The 20,156-nt window shown below is 26.0% G+C and carries 13 protein-coding genes; 1 reads left to right on the top strand and 12 read right to left on the bottom strand.

Translation table 4 applies throughout. The annotated features are described in order from the left end of the window. Window positions 1-132 precede the first annotated feature (132 nt). Entirely contained in the window at window positions 133-1,827 is a 1,695-nt protein-coding gene (locus BU00_RS0100440; protein WP_027121012.1) for an LppA-related lipoprotein, read from the top strand. Window positions 1,828-1,861: 34 nt separating this feature from the next. On the opposite strand, the gene BU00_RS0100435 is transcribed toward BU00_RS0100440, so the two are convergent. The 12 genes from BU00_RS0100435 to BU00_RS05175 form a co-directional block, all read right to left on the bottom strand. Continuing rightward, the gene (locus BU00_RS0100435) at window positions 1,862-2,221 is read right to left on the bottom strand and encodes a hypothetical protein (protein WP_051521827.1); all 360 of its coding nucleotides are present in this window, start codon (window positions 2,219-2,221) and stop codon (window positions 1,862-1,864) included. A 118-nt stretch (window positions 2,222-2,339) separates the two neighbouring features. Beyond that, window positions 2,340-4,709, bottom strand: a complete 2,370-nt coding sequence (locus BU00_RS04360) for a PTS sugar transporter subunit IIABC (protein WP_036458715.1) — start codon at window positions 4,707-4,709, stop codon at window positions 2,340-2,342. Window positions 4,710-4,903: 194 nt separating this feature from the next. Then, on the bottom strand, window positions 4,904-6,091 hold the full coding sequence (locus tag BU00_RS0100425; RefSeq protein WP_027121010.1) for a phosphopentomutase: 1,188 nt from the start codon (window positions 6,089-6,091) through the stop codon (window positions 4,904-4,906). Window positions 6,092-6,221: 130 nt separating this feature from the next. Next, the gene (locus BU00_RS0100420) at window positions 6,222-8,603 is read right to left on the bottom strand and encodes a phosphoketolase family protein (RefSeq protein WP_027121009.1); all 2,382 of its coding nucleotides are present in this window, start codon (window positions 8,601-8,603) and stop codon (window positions 6,222-6,224) included. A gap of 108 nt (window positions 8,604-8,711) precedes the next feature. Beyond that, entirely contained in the window at window positions 8,712-9,686 is a 975-nt protein-coding gene (locus BU00_RS0100415; protein WP_425411667.1) for an ABC transporter permease, read from the bottom strand. Next, window positions 9,686-11,299: an ABC transporter permease gene (locus BU00_RS04355; protein WP_036458711.1), complete on the bottom strand. Its 1,614-nt coding sequence runs from the start codon at window positions 11,297-11,299 to the stop codon at window positions 9,686-9,688. The genes BU00_RS0100415 and BU00_RS04355 overlap by 1 nt, the downstream gene beginning before the upstream one ends. Continuing rightward, window positions 11,299-13,560, bottom strand: a complete 2,262-nt coding sequence (locus tag BU00_RS0100405; RefSeq protein WP_027121007.1) for an ATP-binding cassette domain-containing protein — start codon at window positions 13,558-13,560, stop codon at window positions 11,299-11,301. The genes BU00_RS04355 and BU00_RS0100405 overlap by 1 nt, the downstream gene beginning before the upstream one ends. A 110-nt stretch (window positions 13,561-13,670) precedes the next feature. Next, window positions 13,671-15,023, bottom strand: a complete 1,353-nt coding sequence (locus BU00_RS0100400; protein WP_027121006.1) for a BMP family ABC transporter substrate-binding protein — start codon at window positions 15,021-15,023, stop codon at window positions 13,671-13,673. Window positions 15,024-15,141: 118 nt separating this feature from the next. Continuing rightward, a complete protein-coding gene (locus BU00_RS0100395; RefSeq protein ID WP_027121005.1) occupies window positions 15,142-15,696 on the bottom strand; it encodes an inorganic diphosphatase in 555 nt (184 codons plus the stop codon). 21 nt (window positions 15,697-15,717) lie between these two features. After that, a complete protein-coding gene (locus BU00_RS0100390) occupies window positions 15,718-16,455 on the bottom strand; it encodes a DNA-processing protein DprA (protein ID WP_027121004.1) in 738 nt (245 codons plus the stop codon). A gap of 64 nt (window positions 16,456-16,519) precedes the next feature. Further along, a complete protein-coding gene (locus tag BU00_RS04350; protein WP_051521826.1) occupies window positions 16,520-18,847 on the bottom strand; it encodes an MIP family Ig-specific serine endopeptidase in 2,328 nt (775 codons plus the stop codon). A gap of 1,028 nt (window positions 18,848-19,875) precedes the next feature. Continuing rightward, window positions 19,876-20,156 (bottom strand): hypothetical protein (locus BU00_RS05175; RefSeq protein WP_036458709.1); only part of this gene is annotated, 281 nt, incomplete at its 5' end.

Raw genomic sequence — 20,156 nt, 5'->3', positions numbered from 1 at the left:
AACGTGTAAAAAGTTAAATTTTAAATTATTTTTTAGTCAAAATTACTATTTTTAAGGAAAAATTGTTATGTATTATTTTTTTAAAAAACTTATTTTGAGTTTAATGCATTTATGCTAATATTTTAAATAACTATGAAATTAAAAAAACACAAAAAAATTTTAAATTTTTTATTTATTTCTGCTTCACTCACCACTGCTTTAGGTGTTGTAAGTTGTAAAAAAGAAATTAATGAATCAAGAAAACATGATGAAAAAAATCCTAATAACATGAATCAAGAAAACAATTTAAATAGTAATAATCAAAAATCACAACAAATTGAGAAAGATAAACAAACAGTAAATAACACTACTAATTCACAAGAACAACCAATGGAAAACAATCCAAGTAAAATAAATACAAGTGATTCTAAACAACAAGAAACAACAGAACCAAAAACTACAAATAAAGATAACTTAGATTCAAATAATAATGTAAATTCTAATAATGTAGAAAATAATCAAAATGTTACAAACAACCAAACAAATGCTAATGATAAAAATCAGTTAAATTCACAAGAACAAATTGATTTTTCTGATTTAGATACAATTAACACATATGTAACTGTAGGAAACCGATTTTATTCACAAAAAAGCGCTACATCTGCTTGAATTGAATTACAAAAAAGATTTAATCAGGATATTCATGTTTTTTGGTTAGAAAGCGATATAACAAATAAATATTCTATTAATCTTGTTGATATAAATTCAACAAACACAGATGATTCAAAAGGCGAAATAACAAATATCAGTTTATCTTTTTCAAAAGATAATCAATCAAAAATTAAAAAATTTACTTTAGTGGGTTTTGAAAAATCAAATCAAAATAACCAAATTAATAATAAAGATAACTTTTTAACTCCTAATCAATTAGATGCTAAGTTTTTAAATTTATATCCTTCACTTATTGCGTATATGACTTTATATTCTGAAAATCCAAATAAATACGAAGGTATTAAGAAAACATCTTCAAGAAATGAAGAAAGAATAATTAATTTTGAAACATTAATGAATACAAATACAGATTTATTTGAAAATGATACTGTTAATTTTAATTCAAGTTTAAAATCAAGATTTTTTAGTATTAATGAAGAACTTAAAACAAAATACAAATACTCAATAACTAATGCAAAGTTTAGTGATTCTTCTGGTTTACTTGGTTTTGAAGTTTTTATTGAAAACTCAGAGGAAAATCCAAGCTTAAAAGAACCGGCTGTGACTAAATTTTATGAATTTAGTGGTTTTAAAAAAATAACTTCTGCATCAGATTTTATTATTTCAGGTTTTAATTTAACACCAGCAGATTTTGAAAAAGAAATTAATTCAATAACAAATCTTAAAAATTCTATCAAAGACAATTGGCAAAAAATTGAAAATAATAAAACATTAGATTTATTACCTTTTATTTCAGATTTTAGCAAACAATCTTTTATAAAAAAACTTTATAAAAAACTACAAGTAAATTTAGTTGATAATTCTTCAAATAGAAATTATAATGTTAGATATTCTGATCTAAAAGTGAGTGAATTAATAGGTATATCAAATAGGTTTTCACTTTATCCAATTTTAACCGATTTATCAGAAGATAAAATAATAGATAATTTTAAAATATGAATAGAAAAAGACGATTCAAGAAATGAATACTTAATAAAAGTATCATTTGATAGTAAAATAGCAATTTCTCATATGAATTCATATACCGACTTATTAGATCCAATTCTTTCGGAGAATGAAGTAATTATTTCTAATACAGTATGAGGACAACTAACTAAAATTACAGAAACAAGATAAAAAAAACATTCAGAAATATTTCTGAATGTTTTTTTTATGATAATTGCGATGCTCACACAAAAAATACAATTGCTATAGATAAAAATGTTACACTTAAAAATAAAGGTAAATTATATTTTGCTCTTTCTCATGCTGGTAAATATAAACCAGAAGACTCATAAGTTACATTAATCTTTTTAGGATTATCTTTTTTGTATGCTTGTAATTGTTTATCTTTAAAAATTCGCATTTTGTTTAAAGAATATTTATATAAAATCAAAAAAACTAATGCTAAAACCAAAAAAAGCACAGCTACAATAATTAGTGTAGTAGGTGAATAATTTTGAATATCTGCGTTTGGCGCTGATGTTGATATTTGTGAAAAATAAATGGTATTGTAAAGGTTTTTTATCATTTTTTTATTTTATCATAAACAAAATTAAAAATTGCTTTTGATTTTTAAATTTAAAAAAAACTGTGAAATTATATTCATAAAAAAGTTAAATACTACATTAGTATTCAACTTTTTTATATTATTGTCTTACTCTACCTACTGTTTCAGAAGTAGTGGCTGCTTTTGTTTTACCTTCATCAAGTTCAAGAGTTGACATTGAACCTTCTTTAAGAACAACTGTTATAACATCAGATTTAATTTTCTTTTCATTTAAAAGTGATAAGTCGACTTGAGCAATTTTATCTCCAGCACTAACTCTTTGACCTACTTCAACGAAAGATTTAAATCCTTCACCTTGTAAATGGACTGTATCAATACCTATGTGAACTAAAACTTTTACACCATCTCTTGTTTCAATTCCATATGCATGTTTTGTAGGGAAAACAACATTTACTTTACCATCAACTGGTGAATAAACATTACCAATAATTTCTGAATCAAACCTAACAACAAAACCATCACCCATAACTTTTTCTGAGAAAACACCATCTTCAAGTGATTCTAATGGCAATAAATCACCTTTGGCTGCTGTTTGGATTTTTACTGATTTTCTTGTAGTTGAAGTTGATTCTTCTTTTTTAGTTTCTTCCATTGTAACTGGTATATTTTTATTTTCTTGTTCTCATTGAGCGATTAATGTTCTTTGAGATTTAATTTTAGCATTAACTTGTTCTGCCGAAGGACCTAAAATTGCTTGTGCGTGATTTTTTCCTTCAATTTTAACAGCAACCGCTCCTGCTTGCTTTAATTTTTCTTCATTAACTTTTGATACATCTTTAACATCGTATCTAAGTCTTGAAGCACAGTTATTAAATGCTGTAATATTATCTAATCCACCATAACCTTCAACAATTGCAAGTGCTTGTGCATCAATGTTATTTGCTTGTGATGAACCTTCTTTTTTATTTAAAAAGTCAGCTTTTGTAAATAATTTAGTATTTCCGCCTCTTCCAGGTGTTGCTATGTCTAGTTTTTTAATTGCATAGTAGAACACAAAGAAGTAAATTGGAATATATCCTAAACCAACAACAATTGTTCAATAGAAGTTTGTACCTTTAGCAAATGGAATAATTCCATATAATAACATATCTAAAACTCCACCTGAAAAGGCCATAGGGATATGAACACCTAATAAATTAGCCGCCATAAATGATATAGCACACATTGTTGCGTGGAAACCTCAGAATAAGTAAGGTGCTAAGAATAAGAATGTAAATTCAATTGGTTCAGTAACACCAGTAATAAATGAAGTAAACGCTGCTGGTACTACTGTTCCAAGTGCAACTTTTCTATTTTCTTTTGGAGCAGCTAAAATCATTGCTGCTGCTGCTGCTGGAAGTCCAAACATCATAAATGAGAATTTACCATCAGCAAATCTACCAATTTTCATTCCTATTTGTTCAATAAATGTGAATAATGGAATTGAGTATTGTTGCCCATCAAGTTTGTATTCAATAGTATTACCAAATTTTAATAAATTAAGTGATGCAGAAGAATCACCTTGGAATCCATTAATATTTGCTGATACTTCTTGAACAAGATATTTTAATGATTCACCTTGTTCAAAAAGTTTACCAGAAGCTTCTTGAGTTTTAATTCAATCTGTTAATAATAAATTAACATCACCACCAGCAGATGAATATCAAAGTGGTGCATAAAATACGTGGTGTAAACCAAATGGAATTAATGATCTTTCAATAAATCCAAATACAAGAGATTCAACTCCTGCTGGTGATTTACCTAACGCTGTACCAAAATAATTAAGACCAACACCAATTCATGGTCAAAATAGTAAAAAGATTATTGCTAAAACAAAACTTACTGGAATAGCAATAATAGATACAAATCTTTTTCCACCAAAGAATGAAATTACTTTTGGTAATTGAATTGTGTGGAAACGATTGTAAAGATATTGAACAGTTAATCCAACTGCAATACCTCCAAAAACAGAAGTTTGAAGAGATTTAATTCCTAAGGTATTTCCTACTAAGTTAGTTAATGCTTTTGGATCTCTCCCTCCTTCTTTAAATAAAATTGTGTATCCAACTAATGTTTTATTTTCATCTAGTACATTTTCAATAAAAATTGATTGAATACTTAAAAACACTAAATAAGCAATAATGGTTGAAAAGACTCCAACCCCTGCTTCATCTGTAAATGCAATAACGAATGCTGCTGCAAAAAGTAATGGTAAAGCCGCAAAAACAGGATCACCTAACATTTTAATAGCATTTCCGAATAATACTAAACCAGGTTTAGAAGCATCAAGACCAGCAATTGCTGCTCCAACACCAAGGAAAAGCCCAGCTATTGACATAACAGAAATAGGTAACATAAAAGCACCAGAAATTTTTGATAATATTTTTCTGATTTTACCAGAATTACTATTATTTAATTTTTTTTCTTGTGATTGTACATCTACCTTTTTTCTAAAAAGTTTTTGTATCATTGTATTTCCTTAATTCTTGATTTTTCTCAATTTTATTAATTGAGCATAAATATTATAAAGAATTAATAATTAAAATTTTGTTATATAAAAATAAAAATAAAAAAAATAAGAAAATGTTTTCTCTTATTTTTTATTAAATATTTTGTTTTAAACAATTTTTTGTTATATTTGTTTAAAGTTTTATAAATTGAGTTTTAGACTAACTTATCAAAAACATCATCGCCTGTTTCAACAACAGTTTCAACACCAAAGTTTTTAGCAATAATATTTCCTAATGTTCCTAACCCGTTAAAATCAGGAAGAACTTTTGGTTTTTTAAATGATTTTGAAAAAATTGTTGCTGGTAAAAATTCTCTTGTGTGGTTAAACCCAGGATATAAAGGATCATTACCATGATCAGAAGTCATAATTAATAAATCATCATCATTCATAACGTTTATTAATTTTCCTAACTTAACATCTAAATCAGCAATATTTTTTGCATAACCGTGTACATTTCTTCTGTGACCATAGTGAGAATCAAATTGAACTAAATTAGTAAAAACAAATTGATTTTCTGTTTTTTCAGATGCTAATTTTATTGTAATATCCATTCCATCCATATCACCTTGACTTGCATAATGCTCAGATATTCCTTGACCAACAAAGATATCATTAATTTTACCAACTGAAATAACTTTAATTCCTGCTTCTTGAAGTCTATTTAATATCATTTCACGTGGTTTATTTGCATAATCATGACGATTAAAAGTTCTTGTAAAGTTACCAAAATCTCCAATATATGGACGAGCAATTATACGACCAACATTTCATTCTGGTTTTGAAGAACAAATCTCACGAGCTGCTTTTGCATATCTATAAAGATTATCTAAACCAGTTCATTCTTCATGGGCACAAATTTGAAGCACAGAATCAAGAGAAGTGTAAACAATAATTGCTCCTCTTTCTTTTTCTTCATGTGCTAATTCATTAATAATATCTGTGCCTGATGAAGATTTGTTACCAACAATCGGTCTTCCATCAAATGCTTTTGATAATTCATTAATTAATTCTTTTGGAAATCCATCTTCAAAAAATGTAGGAAAAGGAACAAGAGTTTTTATCCCCATCATTTCTCAATGTCCTGCTAATGTATCTTTTGCATTAGAAACTTCTTGCACTTTAGCCATATATGCTAAAGGTTTAGAAACATGATAATTACCATTTAGATTAGTAATATTACCAATACCTAATTTTTTTCAAGTATCAATTTTAAATTCATCAGACATAGAAGCTGATCTAATAGTGTTTGCTCCTGTATCCTTAAATGCTCTTTGATCTCTATCAGGACCAATACCTAAACCATCTGTTACAATCATAAAAACACGTTTAAATTTTGCCATAATACTCCTTTTTATTTTTATTTAATTGTTTTTAAAGATATATGTGTAAATATTTTACAACTTTATATTTAAAATTAAAATATCTTAATTTAAAAACACAAAATTTTATTTTGTGTTTTTGTTTATTTATCTATTTTTTTAAACCTTCTCATTTTCAATATCTAACTTCATCAATATCTATACCTACTTCTTTAATGTATTGGTTGTGGTAATCTATTTTTGAATCCATTAATTCTTGGAAATCATTTGATTCGTCTCCAAATACTGCATATGCTGCTGTTTTTGAAATGTGGAATCTATCCATTTCTGACATTAAACGAATATCAAATGAAGTTGTGATATCACCATGTTCTCTGTAACCATGAACAAATAAGTTGTGATTTTGACGTGAGAAGAAAATATCTCTAATTAATCCTTCAAAACCATGGAAAGCAAAAATAACTGGTTTATTTGTAGTAAATACTGAATTAAATTCTTCATCTGTTAATCCACGAGGGTCAATACTTTGGTGTCTTAGTCTTAATAAATCAACAACATTTACGAATCTAATTTTAAGATCTGGGAAGTGTTTATTTAAAATTGAAATTGTTGCTAAAGCTTCAAGGTTAGGTTCTGTTCCAGAAGCAGCAATAACAACATCTGGTTCTTCATTAGCGGACACTGTTGATGCTCAATCGATAACTTTATAACCTTTTTCGACTAATTCTTTTGCCTCAGATACTGAATAGAACTGATCTCTTGGTTGTTTTGAAGCAACAATCAAGTTAATAACATTTCTTTCTCTAAATGCTTTATCTAAGACAGCTAATAATGTATTTGAATCAGCAGGTAAATATTCACGAATTAATTCAGGACGTTTATCAGCTAAGTGTCCTAAAATACCTGGGTCTTGGTGTGTATAACCATTGTGATCTTGTTGGAATGCTGTTGAAGTAGCGATAATATTTAATGATGGATAATCATTTCTTCAATGTACTTTTAATGCTTTAACAACTCATTTCATATGTTGTGTAATCATTGAATCAACAACTCTTAAAAATGATTCATATGAAGCAAAGAAACCATGACGTCCAGTTAAAACATAACCTTCTAAGAAACCTTGTGCTTGGTGTTCTGATAATTGTGAATCAATTAATCTACCAGCAGGACTTAAATATTCATCTAACTCAGGATCAATTTTTTCCATTCATTGTCTATTTGTTACTTTAAAAATATCAAATAATCTGTTTGATTTAGTTTCATCAGGCCCAAATGCTCTAAAGTTATCAGGATTGCGCTTAATAACATCTGCGAATCATGTTCCAGCAGTAACCATATCTTGACCAATAATTTCTCCTGGTTTATCAAATTTTAAAGCAAAATCTTCTCAATTTGGTAATTCTAAAACTCTTGGATTTATACCACCATTTGTTATAGGTTGCATACCAAGTCTTTTATTTCCTATCGGAGCAACTTCCATAAATTCTTCTTTAAATGAACCATCATTATTAAATAATTCATGTGGTCTATATGATAATAATCATTCTTTTAAATCTTCTATCATATTTGATTTTTCTGATGTAACAGGAAGAGGAACTTGGTGAGCTCTGAAACTTCCTTCATATGTTAAACCATTAACTTTGTGAGGTTGTGTTCAACCTTTTGGTGTTCTTACAATTAAAGCAGGTCAAATTGGTCTTGTTGCTTCTTCAGCAGATTTTTGACGAGCATTTGCTCAAATTGATTGAATTTTTTCAATCGCTTGATCAAATTTAGCAGCCATTTGTACATGAATACCTTCTTGATCATTAACATCGGCTTCAACAAAAATTGCTTCTCATCCAAAACCAGCTAACATATTAGATAATTCTTCATTTGTTTTACGAGCAAAGATAGTAGGGTTTGAGATTTTTCCACCATTAACATGCACAATTGGTAATACAGCACCATCATTAACAGGATTTATAAATGATGTAGCAAATCAACCACCAGCTAATGGACCAGTTTCTGCTTCACCATCACCAATAACTGTTGCAGCAATCATATTTGGATTATCTAAAATAGCACCAGTTGCGTGTGATAAAGAATATCCTAATTCACCACCTTCATGTATTGAACCAGGTGTTTCTGGTGCAGCATGTGAAGCTGTTCCACCAGGGAACGAGAATCTTTTAAACATTCTTGTGAGACCTTCAATATCTTGTGATATTTCAGGGAATAATTCTGTATATGATTTATCTAACCAAGAATTTGAGATCATTAATTGACCACCATGTCCTGGTCCTGAAATATAAAACATATCTACATCATATTTTTTAATAACACGGTTTAAATGTGCATAAATTAAGTTTTGTCCTGGGATTGTTCCTCAGTGACCAATTGGATACATTTTAATGTCTTCAGGTTTAAGTTCTTCTAATAAAAGAGGATTTTTTCTTAAATACATTTGACCAACTGATAAATAGTTAGCTGCTCTTCATCAAGCATGCACTTTATCTAAAAACTCTTTTTCATCGAATCTTGTTTTTTTCATAAATACTCCTTTTTATATTTTAAGTTATAAATTTTATATAATTCAAAATTAATTTTTGTTTTAAAATTATAAACATTTTTGTAATTTTAAATTTCTTTTTATTTCTTTTTAACGTTTTGATTTGTCGTATGGAACACCAGCAGCTGCAGGTGCGTTTGTATTCTTGCTTGTAGCAATCATTAATAATAAAGTTAATAAATATGGCAATGCTGCAAGTAAGTCTTTATATCTGCTAAATGTTTCTCCTAATAAATTTACTCCAAAGAATGAGAATGATAATAAGAATGAGAATAATAGTGATATTAAAATAGAATATGATACTCTTCATTTTGAAGTAATCATAATAGCAAGTGCTAAGAAACCAAAACCTTGAACATCTTTTGTGATAGAAAATTCGTTAATTTTATTTAAACCTTCAATGAATAATGAACCAGCAATTCCAGTAATTATACCTAAAATAACCATTGCTTGTCATTTGATTTTATTAACATTAATTCCTGCAACGTCTGCTGCTTGAGGGTTTTCACCAATTGCTCTAAATCTAAGACCTCAGCGGGTTTTCATTAATGAAAACCATGAAACAAATGCTATAACAACTGTCACAATTAATTTATATGATATAAGATTTTGTCAACTTTCATTATTTGTACTTAAAGTTAATTCGGTTCTTTCCCTAAATGAAATTTGAGCCCCTGATTTTTGTAAATTAGCTGTAAGATAAAATACAAGTAACGATGCAATACCAGTTGCTAAAATATTGATTGCAAAACCCGAAATTGTTTGATCAGATTTCATTTTGATTACAGCAAAACCAAATAATAATGAAAACAATACTGTTGATAATGCTGCTAATGCTGTGAAAAGAATATTCATTCAAGGACCGTTATAATACTGTGAAACATCTGGGCCAGCATTAATAACATCAGTATAAATAGCACTAAATAATGAATACATTATCGCACCAAAAACTATAAATCCATTAATTGCAATATTAACAATACCGGCTTTTTCAGAGAAAATACCAGATATCGTTGCTAAAAGTAGAATACAAAAGAAGAAAGCGGCTCATGTAATTATAACCATTATTTTACCTCCATAATTTCTTCTTTAATTCCAAGTTTATTTTCAATAGATTTTGAAGTCTTGCCTAAGAAATCTACAAAAAGTTTTTCTTTAATTTTTTTGTAATTATTTTTTCTACTTCTTACTTGATTTTTGTATTTATTTTTTAAATCTAAATATTGACTTAAACCAGCGTTATATCTGTCTTCTTGATGTTCAAATCTTAATTTTGATATTTCTGAATACATTTCTAATAATTCATCATCTGTTTTCTTTGATGAACCCGAAATCATTTTAGCAATATTATTTTGATATTCTTTTTCTTTGTTTTTATATTTCATTACACGTGAAATGTGTTTGAAACCTTCTGAAATTAATTTAAATCTAACTGGAATAACATATTTAAATAAACTTATTCAATATGTTTTAAAATTCAATCAGTATTCTTTATTAGTTATTAAATAACTATATTTTGCTGTTGTTCTAACTGGTCTAAATTTATAAAATATAATTGCAAGAGCGGCCATAAAAATAATTAAACCAGTAATAATTGGGAAGAAATCAGATGTTAATTTTTGTGAACCATCTAAATTTTCAAAGTTTGATTGGGAAACATTTATTCCTGAATATAGTACTGATGTAAATATTACACCAATAGGACTGTTTAATGCAATTAAAGCAATAGCAATTGATTCAAACCCAATAGCTAATGGAGCTCTTTGACCTGTCATATGTCCATCTTTTAAAACTATATAAAAGAAACCACCAATTCCTACAAGAGCACCAGAAAGACTCATAATAGCAATTGTTAATAATTTTTCATTAACACCAACATATTTGGCGTTTGTTTTATTTAAACCAACCATCTTAATTTTATAACCAATTGTGGTTTTACTGTAAATAAATCAAATTATAAGTGCTAAAACAAGTAATAATGCAATTCCAAAATATGTAAATGCTTCTGTAACTTCTTTTGAAATGCTTAAAAGCGCTGTTCCTTCAATTGAATCAAATCAATTAAACACATCTTCTCCACCAAAAACATAATTTTCTCTTATAAATAATCAAGCTGCAAGATATGTGATAATTCAGTTTAAAAATATTGTCGAAATAACTTCATGCACTTTAAAATAAGATTTTAAAAAACCTGAAATTGCACCAATAAGTAAACCACCCAAAATAAATAATATAAATCCAACTATTAAAAACGGCACACTTATTTTGTCTAATTCAATTCTAGAATTAATTAATATTGCAAAAAATATTATTGCTGGGAATGTCATTTGACCTGACACACCAATATTAAATAATCCAGATTTAAACCCTAGCGAAACTGCTAAACCAGTAAAACCAAAAAATATAAAGAATAATAGTAACTGTTTTCTATTTAACTCATCAAATGTAAATTTAAATAAATAGGAAACAAAATCAAAAATACTTGTTTCAACTGCTTCACTACCTGAGTTTCCTAAAATCATAAAAATTAACGAAGTAATAAATAAACCAAAGAAAACCGCTCATAATGATGCATAAACTTTTTTACGGCCTGTTTTTTTATCATCGAACATAAAAAATAGTTTTGCTTTATATAATGTATCAAGAACTTTGTTATTATGATAAATTTCTTTTGCCATTATTTTTCCTCCTGTTCTTTTTTATGAGCCATGTAAATACCAATTTGTGTTCTTGTTAGGTCTTTCGCTTCTTTAACAGCAATAATTTCACCACCATTAATAACAGCAATTTTATCTGCTAATGCTAAAACTTCATCTAGTTCATAAGAAATTAACAAAATTGCTTTACCTTGCTCTTTTTCTTTCAAAATACGTTCATGAATATTTTTGATTGCTCCAACATCAAGGCCACGAGTTGGTTGATTAATTAAAATAAAATCATGTGGTGAATTCATTTCTCTACCAACAATAAATTTTTGTTGATTACCACCAGATAATTGCCTTGATTGTGAATAACCATTTCTTGCTCCACGAACATCAAATTTTTCAATAATCTGATCATTTTCATTTTGAATTGCTTTATCTTTAAAAATACCAAATTTTTGATAAATAGAATCTCATAACCTTCTTAAAACAGTATTATATTTAATATTATAATCAAGAACTAAACCATGTTTGTGTCTATCGCTTGGTATGAAAGATAAACCAAGTTTTGAAATATTGTAAACACTCATCTCATGAAGTTTTACAAATTCTTGATTTTCGTTATCATTATTGCTTTTTACAAAATAATTTTTTGTATGTTTTGCTGATAATAATATCCAAATTGCAAGTGTTGCAATTAAACTCACAACAAAAAATACAAGAGATACAATAATAGAATTTAAACTCAATACAATTTTTGTTTCATTTACAAATAAAAGTATATAACTTAGTGCTAATGTTGAAAGACTTATTGCTGAAATTCAATTAATATGAATTGATTTAGAAACTCCCTTTGCATAATCATCAGCTACTATTTTATAAACAATAAATAAAAATCAAAATAATGAAATAAATACTAAAATACCTACAATAATTGTTAAAAATGTTGTAACAAGAGATTGAATATTAGTTATAGACAAAGCACTTAACACAATTAAAATTAATGTAAATATTATTGACAAATTTTTAAATACTTTAAGTTTAAAATAATCTGATTGTGATAAGTTTTTAGAAAGATGAGATTTAATATATTGACTATATTCGTACAATTTAACTCCGAATAATTTGTTAAATAAAGTATATCCAGTAATTAAAGTTGTCGCAAAACATAAGCCAGATAAAATATATGTACCAACTCTAATATCTTTTGCTTCAAAATGTAATGATAACAAAATTATTCCAATAAGTATTGATAAAATACTTAAAGACAATAATCCTATTTTTTGCTTAATTGATTCTTTTTTAATTAAGTTTAATCTTTGTGACACAAGTGGTGTTCTTTTTAATAAAATATTTCCTTCGAAAGGTTTTTTCATACCACTAACAACATATTCTAAATCTCCTTGACCATTACCTTCAACACCAGCAATAGCAAGAATTTCGCCACTTCTTATATCAAGTGAAACATTTTTAAGAGGTTTTTCACCTTCAGTTGAAACGTTATCTATTTTAAAAATAATCTCATTTTTAGAAGTGTCTGAGTATGAATTCCTTATATTTTCTACTTCTCCACCAACCATTCTTTGAGCCATTTCTTCAATAGAGACTTCTTTAACTGAAAAATTCCCCTTGACTTGACCATGTCTTAAAACTGTCGCATTGTCAGCAACTTCTTTTATTTCACCTAATTTATGCGAAATAAAAAGAATTGTTTTTCCTTGGTTTCTAAATAATTTGAATGTATTTAATAAACCTTGTATTTCTTGTTCTGTTAAAACGGCAGTCGGTTCATCAAAAATTAAAATTTCTGAATCACGATAAAGCATTTTCATAATTTCAACTTTTTGTTGTGTGGCAACCGATTCTTTACCAGTAACTTTAAATAAGTCAAAATAAATATCAAATTTATTTTGAATTGCTTTAATTTTCTTAATAGCGTGCTTATAATTAATTATTCTTGTGGTTTTATTGATATCTTCACTTCCAAGAACAATATTTTCAAGATTTGTATAAACATCAACAAGTTTGAAATGTTGATGAACCATTCCAATACCAAGTGCATTAGCATCGTTAGGATCTTTTATTAATACTTCTTTATCATTTACTTTAATTGTTCCAGTATCTGGTTCATATAATCCAAAAAGTATGGACATCAGAGTACTCTTGCCGGCACCATTTTCGCCAATTAATGCGTGAACTGTACCTTTTCTAACTTCAAAACTAATCTTATGATTAGCTTTTATAGAACCAAAATACTTCGAAATATCTATAAATTCAATAGCATTTTTAGTTTCCATTTTTTCCTTTCTTTTTTTATAAAGTTAAAAAACAAACTTAAACTTAGTTATATAAGTTTAAGTAAATATTTAATATTTAAAACTAAATATTTTGCTTGTTTTTGAAATAATTATTTAGATTGATTTAATCCAACAATTTGTGTTAATCTTGTTATAAGATCAGCATTATTTGTAACTTTGTCTTGTGCTTCTGTACTATTAAGTTTTGCTAATTTGTTGTTATTAATAAATGCAATTTTAGCATCATCAAATGTTTCAAATTTTGCTTTTGATTCATCAATTGCTTTTTGCATTTTTGATCTTAAGGTTTCATCTTTAATAGTAGAATTTGATAAACCAACTCATTTTTGTTTGTATGATCCATACACAACTTTTTGATCACCAATTACATTACGAGATGTATCTTTGAAAACAACTTCTAAAATTGAGTCATATAATGCTTGTGCCATATTTTTTTCAATTGATGTTACAAAATTTCCTTTAAATGAAGCATCTAACGCATTAGATTGATCAACGTCAACACCAATTACAAATTTACTATCTAAGAGGTTTTTAGATCTTAAACTTTCAAGTGTTGCTGTTGTTGCTGGACCAGCAACTGGTAAAATAACATTTGGTTTTTGACCAATAACAGTTTCAATAACATTACTCATTTGTGGACCAGGTTGGAATCCAGAATTAAGTTGAATATTACCTGAAACTTTTGTTTGTAAAGTAGGATTTTCTGCATTAAAGTCAGCAATACCTTTTAAGAACCCTGTAATAAAATCAGTTACTCCATCAAAGTTACCACCACCAAATGAACCTACTACTCTTTTAGATGGATCGTTTGGATATGCTTCAGAATTAAATTTAGCTAACGCGTAACCTGTAATATATGAAGCTTCATTCACTTTAAAGTTTAATGAATATGCTTTTTCATAATCACCTTCAACAGCAAAGTCAATTCCAAAAATTTTAACATCATTTTCTATTAATTTCGCTTTGTTTTCATTAATAAATTTTTTAATGTGTTCACCGTGTCCAAAACCAACTAATACTCAAACATTTCTTTTAGCTTGTAAAGCGGCTAAATATGATTGTTCATATGCTGAAGCATTTTTTGGTTCAACATTTGCAATTTTAATTGTTTTTTTACCATCTTTCATAGTAACTTCGTCAAGTTTTTGTAACGCTTCCCATGAAGATTGATTAAATGATTTATCTGTAACTTTACCTGTATCTGTAATTAAAACCATATTTTGTTTTTTTGCTATTGCTTCCATTTCAGGAGTTAAGCTAAAATTACGTGTATTAATATTTGTTATACCATTTTGTGTTTGTGTTTTTTGACCAATATTTCCACTAGAACCACTTGTTCCAGTTTTTTCAGTAGAACCACATGAAGCAGCTATCATAGGTGCTACTGCAAAAGTAGAGGCGCTAATAGTTAATAAAAATTTTTTTAATGTACTTTTTTTCATATTTTTTCCTTCTCTTTTTTGTTTTAATGTGTTTAAAATTATATTGTTTTTTTAGAAATTAAAACAAAAAAATGAAAAAATCGCTTAAAATGTGAAAATTTTCCACAATTAAGGCGATTTAAGCAGTATATTTATCAGGATGCTCTTTTTGCATTTTAGAAATAAATTCCTTTTTATCCATTGAACCATATTTTTCCATTAATTCAACACATTCTTTATATTCATTTAACGCTCATTCTAAGTTTTCAAAACCTGATACTTTTGTTATATTTGGACGTTTTCAATTTTTGTATGTGCTAAAAAATGTTGAAACAGTATTTAAAAATGGTCTAGGTAAATCACTTAACTCTTTTATTTGATCTAATCTGTAGTCATCAGCATGCACACCTACTAATTTAGTATCTGTTTCCCCATCATCTATCATTTTCATTGCGCCTAAAATTCTAACATTTAAAACAGAACCTGGTTGAAATTTTTCTTGTGAATAAATTAAAACATCTAATTCATCTCCGTCTCAATCAAGTGCTTCTTGTACAAAACCGTAATTACATGGATAAACAAAATCTTCTCTTAAAATTCTGTCTACTTCTAGTTCTTTTGTTTTTCTGTTGTATTCATATTTAATTCTTGAATCTTTTTGTATTTCTACTTTTGCTTTAATAATATTTTTCATAAATTAATTATATAGTAAAAATTAAATATTTATAACTTCTGCAATATATGTTATCAATCTTGCTCCATTTTTAATTAAATCATTATTGCCATCAATTAATTCTTGTCCTGGAAAACAATAAATATCTTTACCAACATTTAAAAAATAATTGACTAAATTGTGGGTTTTAGAATTATTTTTTGATGAAAAGTAAATTAAGCTATCTGCTAAACCGGAAGCAATATAGTTAGATTGTTTAAAATATTTAAGTTTTGGATGCGTTTTTATAGGATACATAGATAAAATTATATCTTTAGTAGAATCAAAATTGTTAATTGTTATAGTATCTAAACCTTCTTTTGCTAAATAAATAACACTTCCACCAAGATCTTTATACTTTTGTATTAATTCTTGTTCTGAATCTTTGTAATTATTTGTCACTAATACTGTATTTTTAACAAGTTGTTTAATATTATTTTCAATATGTTTTTTGGTAGAATCATTTTTTATTTCATTAATTAAATAAACTTTATTTTCATAATTTAATAAATCAATATTTCCTATATAATACAAAACAAAAGGTGGTTGTTTAAGTCTGAATAATGAAGTGGGATATAAATCATCCAAAACAGTTAAAAATTTTATATTTGCCTGTTTATAAGAATTTACAACTTTTTCTAAATCATTAACATTAACTGACTTATTATTTTTTATAGCATAATAAATTTTTTCATTATCACCTTGATAAATATTTGAATAATATAATAAAATTTCATTCATTTTTCCTCCTAAATGTAAATTAAAAATGTTAAAAATTAAAACAAAAAAAGAACTAAATGTTCTTTTATTTGTTAACTTTAAAACCGTTAGGGAATAATGCTGTTGTATATTGATTATCAGAAAAACCATTTTTGTATATTAAGTTAAGGTTTTCTCTAAAAGAATGTGTTTGTGATGGATATTTAGTTTTATTAGAACCATCAATAAGATTGTATGCTTTTATTGTTTGATTATTTGAAACAAAATCATTTGATAATAAAAATGGTGCAAAATAAGCTCTTTTTAATAATTGACCAAGTTCAGTACTAGAATCTACTAAATTATGAATTCCTATCATTTGTCCGAATTCATTATAAACTAATGACCCAGATGAACCATATGTTAAAGAAGAAAAACGATTTTCGAAAACATAACCATAATGATCTCCTAATAATCTACCAAAAACACTTGTGTATGGTGTAAGATTATTAAAGGTCATTTTTTGATTTGCTGCTCCTATTGGATGATTAAATGATTCTTTATTATTCGGTGATCTATCATATGAAGTTTTTTCTTGTTCATATCTTTCAATCGGATTATTATAATCTAAAACAGACATACCAGATGTACCGGTCCCTGGATAACCTAAGGTATAAGTATATTTTGAACTTTGCAAGTTATTTCCATTATTATCTTTATTGTTATAAGCTGAGATGTAATCAACAGTTTGCATATATTCTGATTCAGATTTATCTTGATTAGGTAAAACAGATGTTTCTTTCAGTCTTTTTAAATATCTATCAAGACCTGAAATAGCATCTTTAAACCATTGAACATATTCTGTTTTATTTGCATCGGTAAATTTATCAAAGTCTACATCTACTTCAAAAACAGCAAAATCAGTATAAAGCGGAATAAATTGATTTGTATTATTTTCTAATGCATTTTTAAGCACTCAATATGTTGAGTCTTTATCATCATCAGCATGTTCTTTACTTTTTTCTTGTTCATATAATTCTTGTGCTTTACGTTTTAATTCTTCTTGTGTATATTGTATATCTTCACGCTTAATAAAGTCAAAACCTGCAAAAACTAGTTTAGGTGCTGATATCGCTTCGTTTGAAACTATTGCAGTTGCACTTGCTCCTTGATCTGAAAAATTAACTTGTGAAAATTTATCAACATTAGCAACTCATTTAACATTTTTACCTGTTGTGTGACCATTTTGTTTTTGTGGAAATTCTTCATTTACACCAGATGCTTTACCAAAAGAAATTCCTATTGCTTTAAAACCTCTTGGATCTTTATAATCTAAATCTTCAATATTTAATGTATTTGATAAAGAAGAGATTACATGTAAGTTAGTTGCAAAAAATAATTTGTATTTATTTTCAGTGTATTTATGATAATCTAATAACCACGCTGTACCAGCAGATGAGGCAAAAAAACTTGAATTTTGATTATTGTTAGAGTCTTGTTTTGAATCAGGTTTTAAATCTGTACCAATTTTAACTGCAAGAGTTCTATCATAAAGTTCTTTATATATTGTTTTCCTATCAACTTCTTTGAATTTTGATGTATCAATATTGTACTTATGTTTTTGAATACCTTCTTCATTTAATTTTTTAATATGGTTCAATAATGCATTTGGATCACCTAAAAATGGTGGTTGTTGTGGATTAAATGGTTGCATATTATCTATTGAATTATCATATGTTGTAAAACTTATATCACCGCCTTGAAGTATTTCTAATTTAACTTCATTTTCATAAATACCTGTTAATGTATATTGTTTATCATCTTCTAAACCAGAAATTTGAAAAACTAATTCATAAGGTGATTCTGTATTTATTTTACTTGGTTTAAAGACAAGATTATCATTTAACTTTAGTGAAAAATTAAGATTACTAATATCCTTATATGCTTTATAGTTTGTAATAACATTAAATATATTTTTAGATTTGTCAAGTGTTTCAAGTTTTGCATTAGTGATAACAATTTTATTTTCATCAATTAAATTAAAACTTTTTGTAACACCTGGTTTAATACTAATTATCAAACCATCTTTTTTAATTTTATCAATAGAAATATTCTTTAAATCCTGGGGTAAGTCTTTTAAAATAAATTCAATTTTTCTTTTATTATCTTTTTTAAATACTTTTTCTGTTTTTATTATGTTTTGAGAAAAAATAATTTCAAAATTATTTTCTGAACTTATTTCATTATTTAAATCAATAGATATTTTGTTTAAATTTTCCTCTTTAATTAGAGAAATGTTTTGCACTTCCAAATCTGATTTTTTTTCATCATTTTTTGTGGTTGAACCGGTATTTGGTGAACCACAAGAAATAATAGCAATTGAACTAATAATGCTTGTATTAATTAATAAAAAACTTTTAAAATATTTTTTCATTATTAAAACTCCTTAAATTAATGTTTAAATTTATTATATCAAAAATAATATGTTTTCTTTATCTATATGTGGTGTATTAGAGTTATACTAAAAAGAGTTATTTTGAAGTATTTGTATTAGTTTTAATTTTAATTACTAAACTAATTTTAAAAATATAAAACTCAAAATCCTTTAATAGATTTTGAGTTTTAAACAACATTTATATTTTCTTATTTTAACAATATTTAAAGCAATACATTTTTATAACAATCATTAATAAAAAGTATTTATTAATATAAGTATAAATTGTTTAGTTCAATATTAAAAATAGCACTTATTCATAAAAATTTATTTTTTTAGTTTTTATAAAATTAATTTAGTGGTATAAACAAAATAAAACTTATGTGATAATTATATCAAAAAAAATTATATAAAAAATTATTTTTAAAACTATTTTTTAGGTATTTTTTATTAATTAATAACATATTAATTTGTCTTTAAAAAAATAGTATTTTTTTAAATTTTTATAAATTTAAAGACAAATTGATATATTAATATTAATTAAAAGTATTTTAATTTGTTTTTTCTCTTGTTTTTCAAAAAAAATTAAAGTTTGAATAAAAATCAAATAAATAATCACTTTAAACTTATAAAAGAATGTAAAATATTTGTTAATGTTTATTGACAAAAACTAAAATTTTTTCTTAGTTATTTTTTAATATTAGAATTTTTATTTGTCTTAAAAAAGCACAGATAAAAGTTCATCTGTGCTTTTAACAATGCTTTTACTTATTTGTATTGTATATAGTAAAATATTTTTTTAATATGAAATTTTGTTTTGTAAAATTATAAACAAGTATAAAATTTGTTTTTAAATATAAAAAATAAAAAAGATATAATTTTAAAACTTTTTTAACTATATATTATATAAATTAGATTATTTTGATATTATTTATTAATAAAACATTTTGTCTATATAGTTTTACAATAAATTAAAATACTTTTTTAAAATTTAAACTTTCAGTAAATTTTATACTAAATAAAAAAAATTAAGAAATTTTTTCGTTTATAGATATTATGAAACTATATAATTCATCAGAAGAAATATTCAAATTTTTGAGTATTTCTTTTTGTTTTGCAGTTAGAGAATTTTTTCTTATATATTTTTCATCAAATTTTGAAACCTCAATTTTTGATAATTCATCTATTATTGAATTAAATGTTAAACTTGATTTATTTTTTAATAAATCAGAACAATGAAACTTAATAAAACTTTTAACTATGGAAGCAATGAAAGTTATAAAGGTTTTACTTTCTAAAACACCATCAG

This window comes from Mycoplasma leonicaptivi ATCC 49890, assembly GCF_000622205.1.
Classification (GTDB): domain Bacteria; phylum Bacillota_I; class Bacilli_A; order Mycoplasmatales; family Metamycoplasmataceae; genus Mycoplasmopsis; species Mycoplasmopsis leonicaptivi.
Note: the sequence above shows the minus strand (reverse complement) of the source record. Positions and strands in the feature narration are given on the sequence as shown.